The 14,659-nt window shown below is 45.8% G+C and carries 14 protein-coding genes; 6 read left to right on the top strand and 8 right to left on the bottom strand.

Going from position 1 to position 14,659, the window contains the following annotated elements; translation table 11 throughout:
* Positions 1–116: 116 nt before the first annotated feature.
* On the bottom strand, positions 117–2,606 hold the full coding sequence (gene fadE / locus IE070_RS00660) for an acyl-CoA dehydrogenase FadE (protein ID WP_189479425.1): 2,490 nt from the start codon (positions 2,604–2,606) through the stop codon (positions 117–119).
* A gap of 195 nt (positions 2,607–2,801) precedes the next feature.
* Here fadE and IE070_RS00655 point away from each other — a divergent pair, with 195 nt between their 5' ends.
* Positions 2,802–3,572 (top strand): class II glutamine amidotransferase, encoded by a 771-nt coding sequence (locus tag IE070_RS00655; protein ID WP_189479423.1) that lies wholly within the window; start codon positions 2,802–2,804, stop codon positions 3,570–3,572.
* On the opposite strand, the gene IE070_RS00650 is transcribed toward IE070_RS00655, so the two are convergent.
* From IE070_RS00650 to cmoA, 7 genes are all read right to left on the bottom strand, one after another.
* Entirely contained in the window at positions 3,540–4,391 is an 852-nt protein-coding gene (locus IE070_RS00650) for a DUF3108 domain-containing protein (RefSeq protein WP_189479421.1), read from the bottom strand. The genes IE070_RS00655 and IE070_RS00650 overlap by 33 nt on opposite strands.
* Positions 4,369–5,031 carry a phosphoribosylglycinamide formyltransferase gene (gene purN / locus IE070_RS00645; protein ID WP_189479419.1) on the bottom strand — a complete coding sequence of 221 codons (663 nt, stop codon included), beginning with the start codon at positions 5,029–5,031 and terminating at the stop codon, positions 4,369–4,371. Before purN ends, IE070_RS00650 begins: the two co-directional genes overlap by 23 nt.
* A gap of 54 nt (positions 5,032–5,085) precedes the next feature.
* Positions 5,086–6,129 carry a phosphoribosylformylglycinamidine cyclo-ligase gene (gene purM / locus IE070_RS00640; RefSeq protein ID WP_189479417.1) on the bottom strand — a complete coding sequence of 348 codons (1,044 nt, stop codon included), beginning with the start codon at positions 6,127–6,129 and terminating at the stop codon, positions 5,086–5,088.
* A 76-nt stretch (positions 6,130–6,205) separates the two neighbouring features.
* Positions 6,206–6,613 (bottom strand): DUF6278 family protein, encoded by a 408-nt coding sequence (locus IE070_RS00635; protein WP_189479415.1) that lies wholly within the window; start codon positions 6,611–6,613, stop codon positions 6,206–6,208.
* Between the two features lie 9 nt (positions 6,614–6,622).
* Complete coding sequence (locus IE070_RS00630; protein WP_189479413.1) at positions 6,623–7,513, bottom strand: LysR family transcriptional regulator; 891 nt, start codon at positions 7,511–7,513, stop codon at positions 6,623–6,625.
* A 43-nt stretch (positions 7,514–7,556) separates the two neighbouring features.
* Complete coding sequence (gene cmoB, locus IE070_RS00625) at positions 7,557–8,522, bottom strand: tRNA 5-methoxyuridine(34)/uridine 5-oxyacetic acid(34) synthase CmoB (protein WP_189479411.1); 966 nt, start codon at positions 8,520–8,522, stop codon at positions 7,557–7,559.
* 2 nt (positions 8,523–8,524) lie between these two features.
* Positions 8,525–9,259 (bottom strand): carboxy-S-adenosyl-L-methionine synthase CmoA, encoded by a 735-nt coding sequence (gene cmoA / locus IE070_RS00620; protein ID WP_373296887.1) that lies wholly within the window; start codon positions 9,257–9,259, stop codon positions 8,525–8,527.
* Positions 9,260–9,446: 187 nt separating this feature from the next.
* Here cmoA and aspS point away from each other — a divergent pair, with 187 nt between their 5' ends.
* From aspS to ruvB, 5 genes are all read left to right on the top strand, one after another.
* Positions 9,447–11,222 carry an aspartate--tRNA ligase gene (gene aspS, locus IE070_RS00615; RefSeq protein ID WP_189479409.1) on the top strand — a complete coding sequence of 592 codons (1,776 nt, stop codon included), beginning with the start codon at positions 9,447–9,449 and terminating at the stop codon, positions 11,220–11,222.
* A gap of 58 nt (positions 11,223–11,280) precedes the next feature.
* Positions 11,281–12,027 carry a YebC/PmpR family DNA-binding transcriptional regulator gene (locus tag IE070_RS00610; protein ID WP_189479406.1) on the top strand — a complete coding sequence of 249 codons (747 nt, stop codon included), beginning with the start codon at positions 11,281–11,283 and terminating at the stop codon, positions 12,025–12,027.
* A gap of 61 nt (positions 12,028–12,088) precedes the next feature.
* A complete protein-coding gene (gene ruvC / locus IE070_RS00605; RefSeq protein WP_189480061.1) occupies positions 12,089–12,610 on the top strand; it encodes a crossover junction endodeoxyribonuclease RuvC in 522 nt (173 codons plus the stop codon).
* 54 nt (positions 12,611–12,664) lie between these two features.
* Positions 12,665–13,285 (top strand): Holliday junction branch migration protein RuvA, encoded by a 621-nt coding sequence (gene ruvA / locus IE070_RS00600; protein WP_189479404.1) that lies wholly within the window; start codon positions 12,665–12,667, stop codon positions 13,283–13,285.
* 29 nt (positions 13,286–13,314) lie between these two features.
* On the top strand, positions 13,315–14,334 hold the full coding sequence (gene ruvB / locus IE070_RS00595) for a Holliday junction branch migration DNA helicase RuvB (RefSeq protein WP_189479402.1): 1,020 nt from the start codon (positions 13,315–13,317) through the stop codon (positions 14,332–14,334).
* The last annotated feature ends 325 nt before the right edge of the window (positions 14,335–14,659 follow it).

Here is a 14,659-nt window from a genome sequence, read left to right as displayed (position 1 = left end):
TCATCATGGTTGATTGCGTTAATCATGATGACTAAAAAAGAGCAGTAGCTCACAATAAAAAGGCCGGTATCAAAACCGGCCTTTTTTATTTCCTTATAGGATTAATTAAACATTAACTATGCTGCGTCTTGCTGTTTTTTACCTTCAGCATTTAACGCGTCAGCCCCATTAGGTTGTTGTGTCAGTGAATTATCTGCAGCTAAGTAGGCTGGATCAAAATCATCTACGTTGATAACAAATAAGCGGCTTTCTTCAGCTGTGCGCAGTACGTCAGCTTCTTGTTTGTTAATCACGCCAAGTTCCAAACCAATTTTTGCCACTTCATGTAAGCGGAAGAAGGGTAAACGTTTGCCTGAGGCTTTGCTCACTTTATCAAACAACGGTTCAGCGGCTAACACATCCAATAAGGCTTGTTCAACACGGCCTAATTGATTACCCGGTTCTACCGTTAAATACAGATGTTTACCTAAACGATTACGCGCTTCGCACGGGGTCATCATAATGCGCGATACTTGATGATCTAGCTTGTCACTTGGTTTGCGTAAGGTACGGCCAAACGGGAATACTATACGTTTTAATACCACGGCAATAACGCGGTTCGGGAAGTTATCAAACAATTCATCTAATGCCAGTTGCGCACGGGCTAAATTGTCTTCACAGGCCCACTGAACCAGTGGTAAATCTTGTACCTGACGCCCCTCATCTTGGTAACGTTTTAATACCGCAGAGGTGATATACAACATACTTAAAATATCACCTAAACGCGCAGAAATACGCTCACGACGTTTTAAATCACCACCCAAGGTTCCCATCGCGACATCCGACATTAACGCTAAGGCGGCACTAAAACGGTTCATTTGCTTGTAATAACGTGCGGTATCATCGTTATACGGACTGTGGCTAAAAGCACCACCGGTTACCGATAACCAGAACGTTCTAAAGAAGTTACTGATCGCAAACCCAATATGACCAAATAATGCTTTATCAAAGGCCGTTACAGCTGCGCCTTCATCATGCAATTGTGCTGCTTGTAACTCAGCCAATACATAAGGATGACAACGAATAGCACCTTGACCATAAATAATCATGCTACGGGTTAAAATATTGGCACCTTCTACCGTGATGGCAACGGGCGCACCCTGATAACCACGCGCTAAATAGTTATTCGGCCCCATACAAATGCCTTTACCGCCATGTACGTCCATCGCATCATTGATGGCGGTGCGCATGCGCTCGGTCATATGGTATTTGGTAATCGCCGATACTACAGAGGGTTTTTCACCTAAATCAATGGCCCCAACTGACATAGTGGTAGAGGCATCAGACATATAGGCATAGCCACCAATTCGCGCCATCGCTTCTTCAACGCCTTCCATCTTACCCACGGGTAATTTGAACTGACGACGGATCCGCGCATAGGCGCCTGTCGCTAAAGCAGCCGCTTTAATACCGCCGGTACTGTTAGACGGTAATGTGATAGCACGGCCAACCGATAAACATTCAACCAGCATACGCCAGCCTTGGCCAGCCATTTTTGGGCCACCAATAATGTAAGATAACGGAACAAATACGCCATCACCTTGGGTAGGACCATTTTGGAACGGCACGTTTAACGGGAAATGACGACGACCAATTTTAACACCTGGGGTATTTGCTGGAATAAGCGCACAGGTGATACCTAAATCGGCTTGATCACCCAGCAATTTATCAGGATCTTGTAATTTAAAGGCTAAGCCTAATACCGTCGCAATCGGGGCTAGGGTGATGTAGCGTTTATTCCATGTTAAACGCATACCCAACACTTCTTCGCCTTGCCACTGGCCTTTGCACACCACACCAAAATCAGGAATGGCGCCCGCATCTGAACCGGCTTCTGGGCTCGTTAACGCAAAGCAAGGAACATCAATACCTTTGGCTAGGCGTGGTAAATAATAATTCTTTTGTTCATCAGTACCATAGTGTTGCAAAAGCTCGCCGGGGCCAAGTGAGTTTGGTACGCCTACAATGCTCGATAACACCATACTTTTACTGGTGAGTTTTTGTAATACGCAAGATTGCGCATATGCTGAAAACTCTAGGCCGCCATATTCTTTTTTAATGATCATGGCGAAGAAACCTTTATCCTTAAGATATTGGTAAACCTCTGGTGCCAAATCTGCACGTTCATGCGTTGTGTGCCAATCATCGGTCATAGCCAGCAACTCTTCCACTGGGCCATCCATAAAGGCTTGTTCTTCAGCACTTAAGCGAGGCTGTGGGAAGTTATGCATTTTGTGCCAATCGGGATTGCCACAAAACAAGTCGCCTTCCCACCACGTGGTTCCGGCATCAATGGCTTCTTTTTCGGTGGTAGACATTTCAGGCATGATCTTACGGTATAGCTTTAATAATGGCTTCGTAAGATGTTGTTGACGGATAGACGCAATGTTCAGGGGCAGTGCAATAATTAAAAACACCAACCAGCCAAACAGGTTAACGACATCAGCAAAAGAGCCGACCAGTAGCACAGCGCCAAGCGCAGCGGTAAACAAGGTTAAGCTGGCACGGTGATAGGCAAGTATCCCCGTGACGGCAAGTAATGCCAAGAAAAGTAGTAACATGCTCATTGTAAACTCCCAGTGTTGTAAGAGGTCTGACCACTAAAGCTCTAGCTTAGAACGCTTTAATCTAAGATGCAAGTACTTCTACACAATGCTTTTATGGCAAACTTGTCAACAAAAGTTGCAAGCACCGTGATATCCGTTTAATCCTAACTTAAGTATAGTGTAATTTTTACCTTATACGGCGTGGAGGCAGTACAGATGTGTGAGTTGTTAGGAATGTCGGCCAATGTGCCAACAGACATTTGTTTTAGCTTTAAAGGTTTAAAAGAACGCGGGGGCCGAACCGGACCACATAAAGATGGTTGGGGCGTGGCGTTTTATGAAAACAAAGGCGTTTGTACCTTTAAAGATGCGCTTCCAAGCTACCAATCTGAGATCGCAAGGTTAGTATCAGATTATCCGATAAAAAGTACCGCAGTGATTGCGCATGTACGCCAAGCCAATCGGGGCAGGGTAGCGCTAGCAAACACTCACCCGTTTACCCGCGAATTATGGGGACGTTATTGGACGTATGCGCATAACGGACAATTATCTGCCTATAAAGGCTTGCCAGTGAATCGCTTTCAGCCGGTGGGTACCACCGACAGCGAGCGGGCATTTTGTTTTATTTTAAGTGAATTAGCAAAACGCTATCCCGATAAGCAACCCGGCCCTAAAGCCGCTTTTCGCTATATCAGTAAGTTATTGCCGCAGTTGCAACAATTAGGCGTATTTAATATGTTGCTGACCGACGGAGAATATTTGTTGGCCTATTGCACCACGAAATTGCAATGGATCACGCGGCGCGCGCCCTTTGGTATGGCCAGATTATCGGATGTTGATGTGGATATTGATTTTAGTAAAGAAACCACACCCAATGACGTGGTTACGATTATCGCCACCGAGCCACTGACAAATAATGAGCAGTGGCATAAAATGCATCCTGGCGAGCAGCAATTATTCCGTTTCGGCGAGCCTGTTAGCTTCTGAAGCATGCGATAACCAGGTGAGTTTGTGCAACTGTACGTCAAATTGTTCAACGTTGTCTTCACCACGCCACAGTCGAACCAACATGTAATCTAAGCTTGGCGCAACCCAGGCAAGAACTTGTTTATCGCTATTTTCTTCTACTCGGGCAATCCGTAAAGCCCGTACCGTACCAAAAGGTAAGGCAAGTGGTTCCTCTGCAACCACGGCATAGTGATAGGTTTTGCTGTTGCCGTCACGATTTAGAACATCGTAAGAGAATTGCGTTTTACCTGCTTTCAGATCTAAAACCAATTGCTGATGATAACTTAAGGGATCGAGCCAGTTATCTTGCCAAGTAATGGCTTTTAACTGCGGTTTTTTGCCGGTAAATAACTGCTGGTTTTGCCAATCTAACGTAAACTCATAATGGCGGTTAGCCCCTGTGCCACTGCGTTTCATCACGTAATGAAGGGGGCGTAATTGGCCGTTGGTAAACGAAAAGGTTGATGTTTCACTGCGTTTATCACTAAACACCAGCCAGCTGATGTCGCTACTGTACCCCATCTCGTAAATATCGTCTTTTTTATGAAGGAAGCGCTTAGCTGAGCCATGGCTTTTGCCGCCACGATACACTAAATACTCGGCGTCGAAGGTGCTAAAAGCCACTGGGGTGGCCGCGGTTTCTACTGATGAAGACGGCGACGGCTGGGCAAAAGCGGCAGCACTAAACAAGACTGAACAAAGGAGTACTTTGCTAACTAATGCTGGGCGAAGGAAAACGTTACGGAAGAATAGTGTGCGTAATAACTGTGGCGCGCTAACGCGCCACGTCTGAGTCATCCTCATCTTGGGCATAACCTTGTACTGAAAGTAAGAGTCCATCTAACCATGCCTCATTCGCGCGTTGTTGTAAACGGTTTTGGCAAAACCAACGCACCACTAACGGGTATATTAAATGTTCTTGTTCATGTACCCGTGCTGCCACCATTGAAGCATCGTCACCTGGGAATATAGGTACTTTAGCTTGCAACACCACCGGGCCACCATCTAATTGCTCGGTAACAAAGTGCACGCTGCAGCCATGTTCGGCATCGCCAGCGTCAATCGCCCGCTGATGCGTATCTAATCCCTGATACTTTGGCAACAAAGAGGGATGAATGTTCAATAATTTTCCCGAAAAAAACTGTACAAATTCGGGGGTTAAAATGCGCATAAAACCGGCCAGAACGATAAGCTCCGCGCCGTATTGCAAAATGGCTTCTTTTAGCACAGCATCATACTGTTGCCGATCTTGATAGTCTTTGTGGCTGATGACTGTAGTAGGGATGTTGGCTGCGACTGCACGCTTCAGACCATACGCGTTTGCTTTATTGGCAATAACCCCGGTTATATAACCGGGGATACTGCCGTTAGCACAGCCGTCGATAATAGTTTGTAAGTTGCTGCCATTACCGGAAATTAAAACGACTATTGCTTTCATGCCGCGTTATTCTCGTAAGTTGTTATCACAAATTTTAAAAGCAAGTTGTGCGGCTTATTCGTTAATAACAACGAGTTGCTCATTTGCGACTGCGGCTTCAATTTCACCCAAATGCCAAGCTGTTTCACCAGCCTGCTGTAATTGCTGCAAGGCGTTTTGTACTTCATTGGCCGGTACGACTAAGATCATACCTACACCACAGTTAAAGGTACGGTACATTTCATGGCGACTGATATTGCCCTGTTGTTGCAGCCAGTTAAAAATAGCAGGCCACTGCCAGCTTTTACCATTAATAACCGCTTTAGTATTTTCAGGTAATACCCGAGGAATATTTTCCCAAAAACCACCACCGGTTACATGGCATAACGCATGTACAGGCGTCGTTTTAAACAGGTTTAGCAGGTTTTTCACATAAATTCGGGTTGGCTCTAGTAAATGATCAGCCAAACTTTTACCGTCAAGCAAGGTGTCTGCAGATTGGCCTGACACTTCTAACACTTTACGAATCAACGAGAAACCATTTGAGTGCGGGCCAGAAGACGCTAACGCAATAAGTTGATCACCAGGTTTTACCTTGCTGCCATCAATAATCTCGGCTTTCTCAACCACGCCAACACAAAAACCAGCAATATCATAGTCTTCGCCGTGGTACATGCCTGGCATTTCAGCCGTTTCACCACCCACAAGTGCACAACCCGATTGCACACAGCCTTCAGCAATGCCGGCAACTACGCGTGATGCTGTGTCAACATCCAATTTGCCGGTAGCATAGTAATCAAGGAAAAATAATGGCTCGGCACCTTGCACGACCAAATCATTTACGCACATGGCGACTAAGTCGATACCCACGCCATCATGACGTTTTAAATCCATTGCTAGCCGTAATTTCGTGCCGACACCATCGGTACCCGATACCAGCACAGGCTCTTTGTAGCCAGCAGGAATTTGGCATAAGGCCCCAAAACCCCCTAAGCCGCCCATCACTTCAGGGCGCGTTGTCCGTTTTACAGCGCCTTTAATACGCTCAACAAGTGCATTACCTGCGTCAATGTCTACTCCGGCGTCTTTGTAACTTAAAGATGAATTGTGCTCGCTCACGGCTTTCCTCGAAATGGCTTAATGGGTTGGCTAAAGTGTTCGCTATTTTACCCGTTAAACGGCGCAGACAAAAGCTTTACTGCATGGCATTCTCTTTAGCTTGGCGCACATAGTCTTGTAAACTGATACTGTCTTCGTTGGTAATTTTATGGTAACACACTGACGCAAAAGGAAATTCACGCTCTCCAAACCCTACTGCCATATAAGGCGCGGTGTTATCGCTATTATTACTTTGCCAGTCTCCTCCCACATTACGAATAAACACCTCGCCAACATAGGCGCCCATAATGTTGCACAAGGTAAACAGCATTTCACCCGAGTGGGGGCGTTGCTGTTGATCGTCATGTAAACGCGATAGCAATTGATCTACAACATGCAGGCTATCTAACGAATAATCTAAGGTTAACTGGTTTTGTTCTGCTGCGTAGGCAATGGCATCTTGTGCTGAGCCTTGCATGAGTTCTTTTAATTCTTGCGAATGCATACATTTTCCTTATGGTTTTTGGTGTGCAGCGAGTAAAAGTTGCCGAAGCTGCCGACTGCCCGGGCCAAGTGTTTCCTCTTGCGGCGCCAAGAGTCCCATGGCAACTAAGCGCTCAGAGCTTTGTTGTAACGGTAAACGACATAAACTGCCTTGTGCCATAAGCTGAGCCACAATAAAGTCGGGCAGCCAACAAAAGCCCAGCCCGAGTAATAAAATATCGACCGCTTCATGAAAGTTATCTACAGTCCAGCGTTGCTCGGCTTTTAACCAACCAACATGTTCTTGTGGCTTTACGGCGGTATCGCGGATCACAATTTGCAGTTGCTGACTTAACTCATTTTGATCCAAGCTGGTCACGTTCGCTAAGGGGTGGGTTGCACCTACCACAGGAATAAAGCGCGTTACATATAAGGGCTCACTTAAATAGCCTCTGGGTACCACTCCGGTTATGACTAAATCAGCCTTTTTCTGCGTGATAATTTCACTGGTGCCGGTAAGCACGGTATCAATAATCTGCACACGACTACCACGACTGAGCGGATAAAATTGCTTGAGTGCTTCATATAAGTACTGTTTAGGATAGGCCAGTTCGGTGGCAATACGGATCTCTGGTTCCCAGCCTTTGTCTAAGTTATCGGCGAGCAGTTCTAAATCTTCAATTTGTTGCGTTAACACGCGAGACCGACGTAACATCACTTCACCCGCTGGGGTTAATTGTGCTTTACGACCAATCACTTCGAGTAACTCTACCCCAAGTTGCGATTGCAATTTAGCTACGGCATGGTTTAACGAAGACTGGCTCTTATTTAGCAAATCAGCAGCTTGGGTATAGCCCCCAGCATCTACTACGGCTTGCAAAATGCGCCATTGTTCAAGTGTCGATTTCGGACGATAGGGCATACTGGCATCAGATCCTTAACAATGGCCCGTTAGGGCATCTTCGCTAAGCGTTAGCGATGATCACGGCGCGTAGCGGTGCAGGGTAACCTTCAATGGTCTTACTATGATCATTTGGATCGAGAAAATCAATCAGACTTTCATTTTCCATCCAAGCTGTCGCGCGCTGTTCTTGTAATGACGTGGGATTGACATCGACTACCCGAATGTCGTTAAAGCCCACCCGTGTTAGCCATTGGCATAATGCCGCAGTACTGGGAATAAACCACACATTGCGCATTTTTGCATAGCGTTCACCGGGCACTAATACCGTTTGCGCATCGCCTTCGACCACCAATGTTTCTAAAATTAACTCGCCGCCTGGCCGCAATTGATTTCTTAACTGCTGCAGAAAGTCGATGGGTGAACGCCGATGATAAAGCACACCCATCGAAAACACCGTATCAAATTGTTTTAACACGGGCATTTCATCAATGCCAATAGGAATTAAGTTAACAGCAGGGTCGGGGTTAAAGTGTTTAACGGCTTGAAATTGTGCATAAAACAATTGCGAAGGATCAATGCCAACCACACAGGCTGCCCCTGCACCACGCATTCGCCACAAATGATAGCCGCTACCACACCCCACATCTAACACATAACGGTGGGTTAAATCACTGATATGTGGCAAGACGCGCTGCCATTTCCAATCTGAGCGCCATTCCGTATCAATATCGATACCTTGTAATTTAAAAGGGCCTTTACGCCAAGGTTTTAATTGCTGCAATAAAAAGCGGATTTGCTGCGCTTCACCCGCACTAATATCTTCAGCACGGCCAAATTCTACCGCATTGGCCAGTTCAATTTGGCTAACTGGGGTGACCGGTAAATTTGCCAGTACTTTTTGCCATTGTTTAAAATCGCCATGTAACGCATGTTTAGACCATATGGCTAATTGAGCGGGTAGGGTTTCTAACCATGGGCTTAAACGGCTTTGGGCTAAAAGCGCATAAAATGCTGAAAAATCTAACATGGTTATGCGTCCTTAATGGCAAACATTGAACAAAAATTAAAGCATTGGAACCACAGATTATGGGCGCTAAATCCCGCTTGCTGTAAACGTGTGGCATGAGTTGCCAAAGTATCGGGGCGCATTACATTTTCTAGGGCAGTGCGTTTTTGGCTTATTTCCAATTCGCTATAGCCATTGGCACGTTTAAAATCATGGTATAAATCAATCAGCAGATCATTCGTAATGTTATCGTCAGTTTTAAATTTTTCCGACAAAATCAAAATGCCGCCTGGTTTTAATCCCTTGTAGATGCGCTGAATTAAGGCATCTCTATCTTCCGGGGGTAAAAATTGTAGCGTAAAGTTAATCACCACCACGGCGGCTTGTTCAATAGGCGTTTGTCGAATATCACCTAATACCGCCTCTACGGGCACGTCAGAGCGAAACGCCAGCAAATGACGCTGACAGCGCTCAATCATGGCTTGGCTATTATCTACCGCGATCACTTTGCTATTGGCTGCACTAATATGCCGGCGCATTGCTAAACTGGCTGCACCTAAGGAGCAACCTAAGTCGTAATAATGACTGTTGTCTTGTTGATAACGGGCGGTGAGTTTACCAATGGTTTGAATAATGGTTTGATAGCCTGGAACCGATCGTTGAATCATGTCAGGAAACACATCAGCTACCGCATCATCAAAGCGGAAATCTTGAATATGGGCCAATGGCTCGGCATATACATGGTCTTTTTGCATCAAAAACTCGAAAATAAACAGCCAATAATAGGCCATAGTTTACCGTAATTTTGCTTCAGGCTGAAAACTTATCGTGTTAGTGCGATTCGAATACAGAGTTTTCCATTGAGGGCAGTGACATTAAAGCGTATTTCGCTATAATTGCCGCCATTAAGAGGTAAGCCTAAGAGCTTTGACAAAGGATAAATTAATGCGTAGTCATTATTGCGGAAAATTAACAACTCAGGAAGTCGGTCAGCAGGTTACGTTAAGTGGCTGGGTCAATCGTCGCCGTGATTTAGGTGGCTTAATTTTTATTGATTTACGCGACCGTGATGGCATTGTGCAAGTGGTATGCGATCCTGATTTAAAAGCCCTATTTGATGTGGCTTATACTTTACGTAACGAATTTTGTATTCAGATTAAAGGCGAAGTGCGCGCCCGTCCTGACACACAAGTTAATAAAGATATGGCGACCGGTGCCGTTGAGGTGTATGCCAGCGAACTGACTATTTTAAACAAATCTGCGCCTTTACCACTGGATTTTAATCACGAAAACAGTGAAGAGCAGCGTCTTAAATACCGCTATCTGGATCTGCGTCGGCCATTAATGAGTGAGCGTTTAAAGTTTCGCGCTAAAGTTACCAGTTTTGTACGTAACTTTATGGATAGCCAAGGCTTTTTAGATGTTGAAACACCTATTCTAACTAAGGCAACTCCAGAAGGCGCACGCGATTATCTGGTGCCAAGCCGTACCCACAAAGGTCAGTTTTTTGCGCTGCCGCAATCACCGCAGTTATTTAAACAATTGCTGATGATGTCTGGCTTAGATCGCTATTATCAAATTGTAAAATGCTTTCGTGACGAAGATTTACGGGCTGATCGCCAACCCGAATTTACCCAAATTGATATCGAAACGTCGTTTATGACGTCAGAACAGGTGATGGCAGTAACTGAACAAATGGTACACCAGATGTTCAACGAGCTGCTGGGCGTTGATTTAGGTACTTTCCCACAAATGCCATACTGGGAAGCCATGCGTTTATACGGTTCAGACAAGCCTGATTTACGTAACCCGATGCAGTTTGTTGATGTTGCCGATCTTTTAAAAGACGTTGAGTTTAAAGTGTTCTCCGGCCCCGCTAACGATCCTAAAGGTCGTGTAGTGGCGCTCAAGGTACCCGGTGCAGCTGAAAAAGTATCGCGCAAAGACATCGATAATTACACCAGTTTTGTTGGTATCTATGGCGCTAAAGGCTTGGCGTGGTTAAAAGTTAACGATATAAGTGCAGGTGCCGACGGCATTCAATCGCCAGTGGCGAAGTTTTTAACCCCCGCAATTATTGTTGACATTTTACAGCGCACTTCAGCGCAGACCGGCGATCTTATTTTCTTTGGTGCCGACAGTTACAAAGTGGTGTGCGAAGCAATGGGTGCGCTGCGTTTAAAACTGGGTGACGATCTCAAGATCACACAACCAGGCTGGAAACCCCTCTGGGTCGTCGATTTCCCTATGTTTGAAGAAAATGATGATGGCAGTTACTCTGCGGTACACCATCCATTTACCTCGCCGTTGGAGCCGCAAGCGTTTTTAGAGACGCCAAACACAGACTTAAAACTGGGTGCGTTATTGTCGAATGCCTACGATATGGTGCTTAACGGCACAGAATTGGGCGGGGGCTCGGTACGTATTCACACGGCAGAGGTTCAAGCAAAAGTATTCACATTGCTGGGGATCAGTGATGAAGAAGCCAATGAGAAATTTGGCTTCCTGTTAGAAGCCTTAAAATATGGTGCGCCGCCACATGCTGGCTTAGCGTTTGGCTTAGATCGCTTAGTGATGTTAATGACGGGAGCAACTTCGATTCGTGATGTGATGGCGTTTCCAAAAACGGCCACTGCCGCCTGCCCATTAACGGATGCACCCGGTGCCGCAAATCCACAGCAATTAGCCGAACTAGGCATTCAGGTGATTACCAAAGCGTAACGATGATCACAGCGGAGGCGATTGTCCTCCGCTGTTTGCTATCCTGCAGGAGTAACAAATGGCTGGACATAGCAAATGGGCAAATATGAAGCATCGCAAAGCCCGTCAAGATGCGAAAAAAAGCAAAATTTGGACCAAAATCATTCGTGAGCTGACGGTTGCAGCCCGAATTAGCCCCGATGCCAATGCAAATCCCAGACTGCGTTTAGCGGTGGATAAAGCGCTCTCTGAAAACATGACCCGAGATACCATTGATCGTGCAATTAAACGCGGTGCGGGTATGCAAGAGGGTGAGAATTACGAAGAACTGGTATACGAAGGCTATGGTCCTGGTGGCGTAGCCGTTATTGTCGAAACCATGACGGATAACAACAAACGTACCGTGGCCGATGTTCGCCATGCCTTTACCAAGTTTGGCGGTAACTTAGGCACCAGTGGCTCGGTAAATTATTTATTCCAACGCAAAGGTGTCTTACTCTTTGCTGCGGGGGTGGATGAAGACACTCTTTTAGAAAGTGCGTTGGAAGCCGGTGCCGATGATGTGCAAACGCACAGCGATGGGAGTTTTGAAGTCATCACCTCTCCCGAAAGTTACAATCAGGTAAAAGACGCTTTACTCAGTGCTGGTTTTCAACCTGAATCGGCTGAAGTCACTTTATTGCCTGATACGCGTGCCGAATTAGATGCTGAAAACGCGGTAAAATTCATCAAAATGCTGGATGCGTTAGAAGATTCAGACGATGTACAAAATGTATTTCATAATGCGGAGATCAGTGAAGCGTTAATGGCTGAACTCGAACTATGATAGCCAATGCTGTGCTTAGGCATGCGTTTATCTTGTGGCGATTCCTTTGGCGTTAAATACTGTGAATATTATTTTAGGGATCGATCCCGGGAGCCGTTTAACAGGCTACGGCGTGATCAAGCAGCACGCGGGTAAGTTTGTGTACATTGCCAGTGGCTGTATTCGTTTGGGGACTGATGAGCTGCCCGAACGGCTTTTGCGCATTTATCAGGGAATATCGGAGATTATTGCGCAAACACAGCCGACAATTTTTGCCATAGAACAAGTGTTTATGGCTCGTAATCCAGATTCTGCGCTAAAATTGGGACAAGCACGTGGGGCCGCTATTGTTGCTGCTAAAGTGGCTGGGCTTGCCGTACACGAATACTCAGCCAGACAAGTTAAGCAGGCAGTTGTTGGCACTGGGGCTGCAGATAAAGCTCAAGTTCAGCATATGGTTAAGCACTTACTTAAACTCCCTGCTAACCCGCAAGCCGATGCCGCCGATGCCCTTGCGGTTGCACTGTGTCATGGGCATACTCAGCAAAGTCTTATTGCCTTGGCGGGGCAAGCCCAAAAAACCGTGCGTGGTCGTTTACGCTAATTATTTAGCCACTTAACCATCAGCCACTTAACCATTTACTTAGAAAGATAAAGCATGATTGGACGATTAAACGGCGTTATTTTAGAAAAACAACCACCCGATTTATTGCTTGATGTCGCAGGCGTAGGGTATGAAGTTCAGTTACCGCTTACCAGTTTTTATGCGTTACCCGACGTGGGCAAAGCGGCAATAATTTATACCCATTTTGTGGTGCGTGAAGATGCGCAATTGCTATATGGGTTTTGCACGCAAACCGAGCGCAGTTTGTTTCGGCAATTAATTAAAGCGAATGGGGTAGGTCCCAAATTAGCGTTAACCATTCTCTCCGGCATGACGGCACAACATTTTGTACGATGTGTACAGTTTGACGATATCAGCACCTTAGTTAAGCTACCGGGTGTTGGTAAAAAAACTGCAGAACGCCTCGTTATTGAAATGCGTGATCGCCTAAAGGAATGGGGCGTTACGTCTACTACACCCATAACCGATAAACTGTTGTTATCTGATGATGAAGCCCTGTTTGCACCGCCTGCGTCGGCGGAACAAGACGCCGTAAGTGCGCTGGTGGGGCTAGGATACTCGCCGTTGCAAGCAGCAAAAGCGGTAAAACAATACGTTACTCCTGGTATCAGCAGTGAGCAATTAATCAAAGCTGCTTTAAAAAGTATGATTTAAGCGGTAATGCAAAAATATAAAGGCCTAGCATGATAGAAGCCGATCGCCTGATCCAATCGGGTGCACTGAAAGAAGATGAAGCGATAGATCGCGCCATTCGCCCTAAAACCTTAGCCGATTACACAGGGCAAGCGCATGTGCGCGAACAAATGGCCATATTTATTGAAGCAGCCCGTGGTCGTGGTGAACCTCTAGATCATTTACTGATTTTCGGCCCACCGGGTTTAGGTAAAACCACGTTAGCGATGATTGTCGCAAACGAAATGGGCGTAAACATTAAAACCACTTCGGGCCCTGTGTTAGAAAAAGCCGGCGATTTGGCGGCTTTACTGACCAATCTTGAAGAAAATGATGTGCTCTTTATTGATGAAATCCATCGTTTAAGCCCTGTCGTTGAAGAAATTCTGTATCCTGCTATGGAAGATTATCAACTTGATTTGATGATCGGCGAAGGTCCGGCAGCACGTTCCATTAAATTAGACTTGCCACCTTTTACGTTAGTGGGGGCGACGACGCGAGCAGGCGCTTTAACTTCGCCACTTCGGGATCGTTTTGGTATTGTTCAGCGCTTAGAGTTTTATAAGGTTGAGGAACTGAGCCAAATTATTATGCGCTCAGCGCATTTTCTGGCTATGCAATTGGATGAAGACGGTGCCACCGAAATTGCCCGCCGTTCACGCGGAACCCCTCGTATTGCCAATCGGTTATTACGGCGTGTACGTGATTACGCGCAAGTAAAGGCGAATGGTATTGTGACTGTAGAAGTTGCCAGTGCCGCCCTTAAGATGGTGGATGTGGATGCGCAAGGCTTCGACTATATGGATAGAAAGCTATTAGATGCCATTATTGATAAATTTATGGGTGGGCCCGTAGGGTTAGACAATTTAGCCGCGGCAATTGGTGAAGAAAAAGAAACCATTGAAGATGTGATTGAGCCGTTTTTAATTCAGCAAGGCTTTATTCAACGTACGCCACGCGGACGCATCGCGACACCGCGTGCTTATCAGCATTTGGGCTATGATTTACCAGGTAGCGCAAGCGAAAAATAGACACCGAAAAAAACACAAAAAAAAGCCCGCTCAATGAGCGGGCAAGCAACAAGTTGAAGGAGTGCTTCAATAAATCCAGGGAACATGTTTGGAGCAAACAACAACGCTTCTCTCACAAAGCCTCATTGTTATGTGAACTTGACTAAACAGACTAAGCACGTAATCACTACCGCCTAGCTGTGTTTGCGCTAGCTCAGAACACCCGCACATAATAAAGATTTGGAGCTTTTACTTCAAACTAGAAAAAGCACCACTTTGATATTAAAAAAACTAATGCTTTGAAATTGCTCTTCTTCGGTTTCTGAAAAAAAGCATAGTCTCAATC

Origin of the sequence: Alishewanella tabrizica (assembly GCF_014652375.1) — a bacterium.
In the GTDB taxonomy this organism is placed as follows: Bacteria; Pseudomonadota; Gammaproteobacteria; order Enterobacterales; family Alteromonadaceae; genus Alishewanella; species Alishewanella tabrizica.
The sequence above is the reverse complement of the archived record's forward strand: the minus strand, read 5'-3'. Positions and strand labels throughout refer to the sequence as shown.

Coding starts and splice junctions, on each gene's coding strand:
- ruvB (WP_189479402.1), top strand. CDS start 13,315: ATGATAGAAGCCGATCGCCTGATCCAATCGGGTGCACTGAAAGAAGAT.
- purN (WP_189479419.1), bottom strand. CDS start 5,031: ATGAAAGCAATAGTCGTTTTAATTTCCGGTAATGGCAGCAACTTACAA.
- IE070_RS00630 (WP_189479413.1), bottom strand. CDS start 7,513: ATGCCCTATCGTCCGAAATCGACACTTGAACAATGGCGCATTTTGCAA.
- aspS (WP_189479409.1), top strand. CDS start 9,447: ATGCGTAGTCATTATTGCGGAAAATTAACAACTCAGGAAGTCGGTCAG.
- ruvA (WP_189479404.1), top strand. CDS start 12,665: ATGATTGGACGATTAAACGGCGTTATTTTAGAAAAACAACCACCCGAT.
- fadE (WP_189479425.1), bottom strand. CDS start 2,606: ATGAGCATGTTACTACTTTTCTTGGCATTACTTGCCGTCACGGGGATA.
- IE070_RS00650 (WP_189479421.1), bottom strand. CDS start 4,391: ATGACTCAGACGTGGCGCGTTAGCGCGCCACAGTTATTACGCACACTA.
- IE070_RS00655 (WP_189479423.1), top strand. CDS start 2,802: ATGTGTGAGTTGTTAGGAATGTCGGCCAATGTGCCAACAGACATTTGT.
- IE070_RS00610 (WP_189479406.1), top strand. CDS start 11,281: ATGGCTGGACATAGCAAATGGGCAAATATGAAGCATCGCAAAGCCCGT.
- IE070_RS00635 (WP_189479415.1), bottom strand. CDS start 6,613: ATGCATTCGCAAGAATTAAAAGAACTCATGCAAGGCTCAGCACAAGAT.
- cmoB (WP_189479411.1), bottom strand. CDS start 8,522: ATGTTAGATTTTTCAGCATTTTATGCGCTTTTAGCCCAAAGCCGTTTA.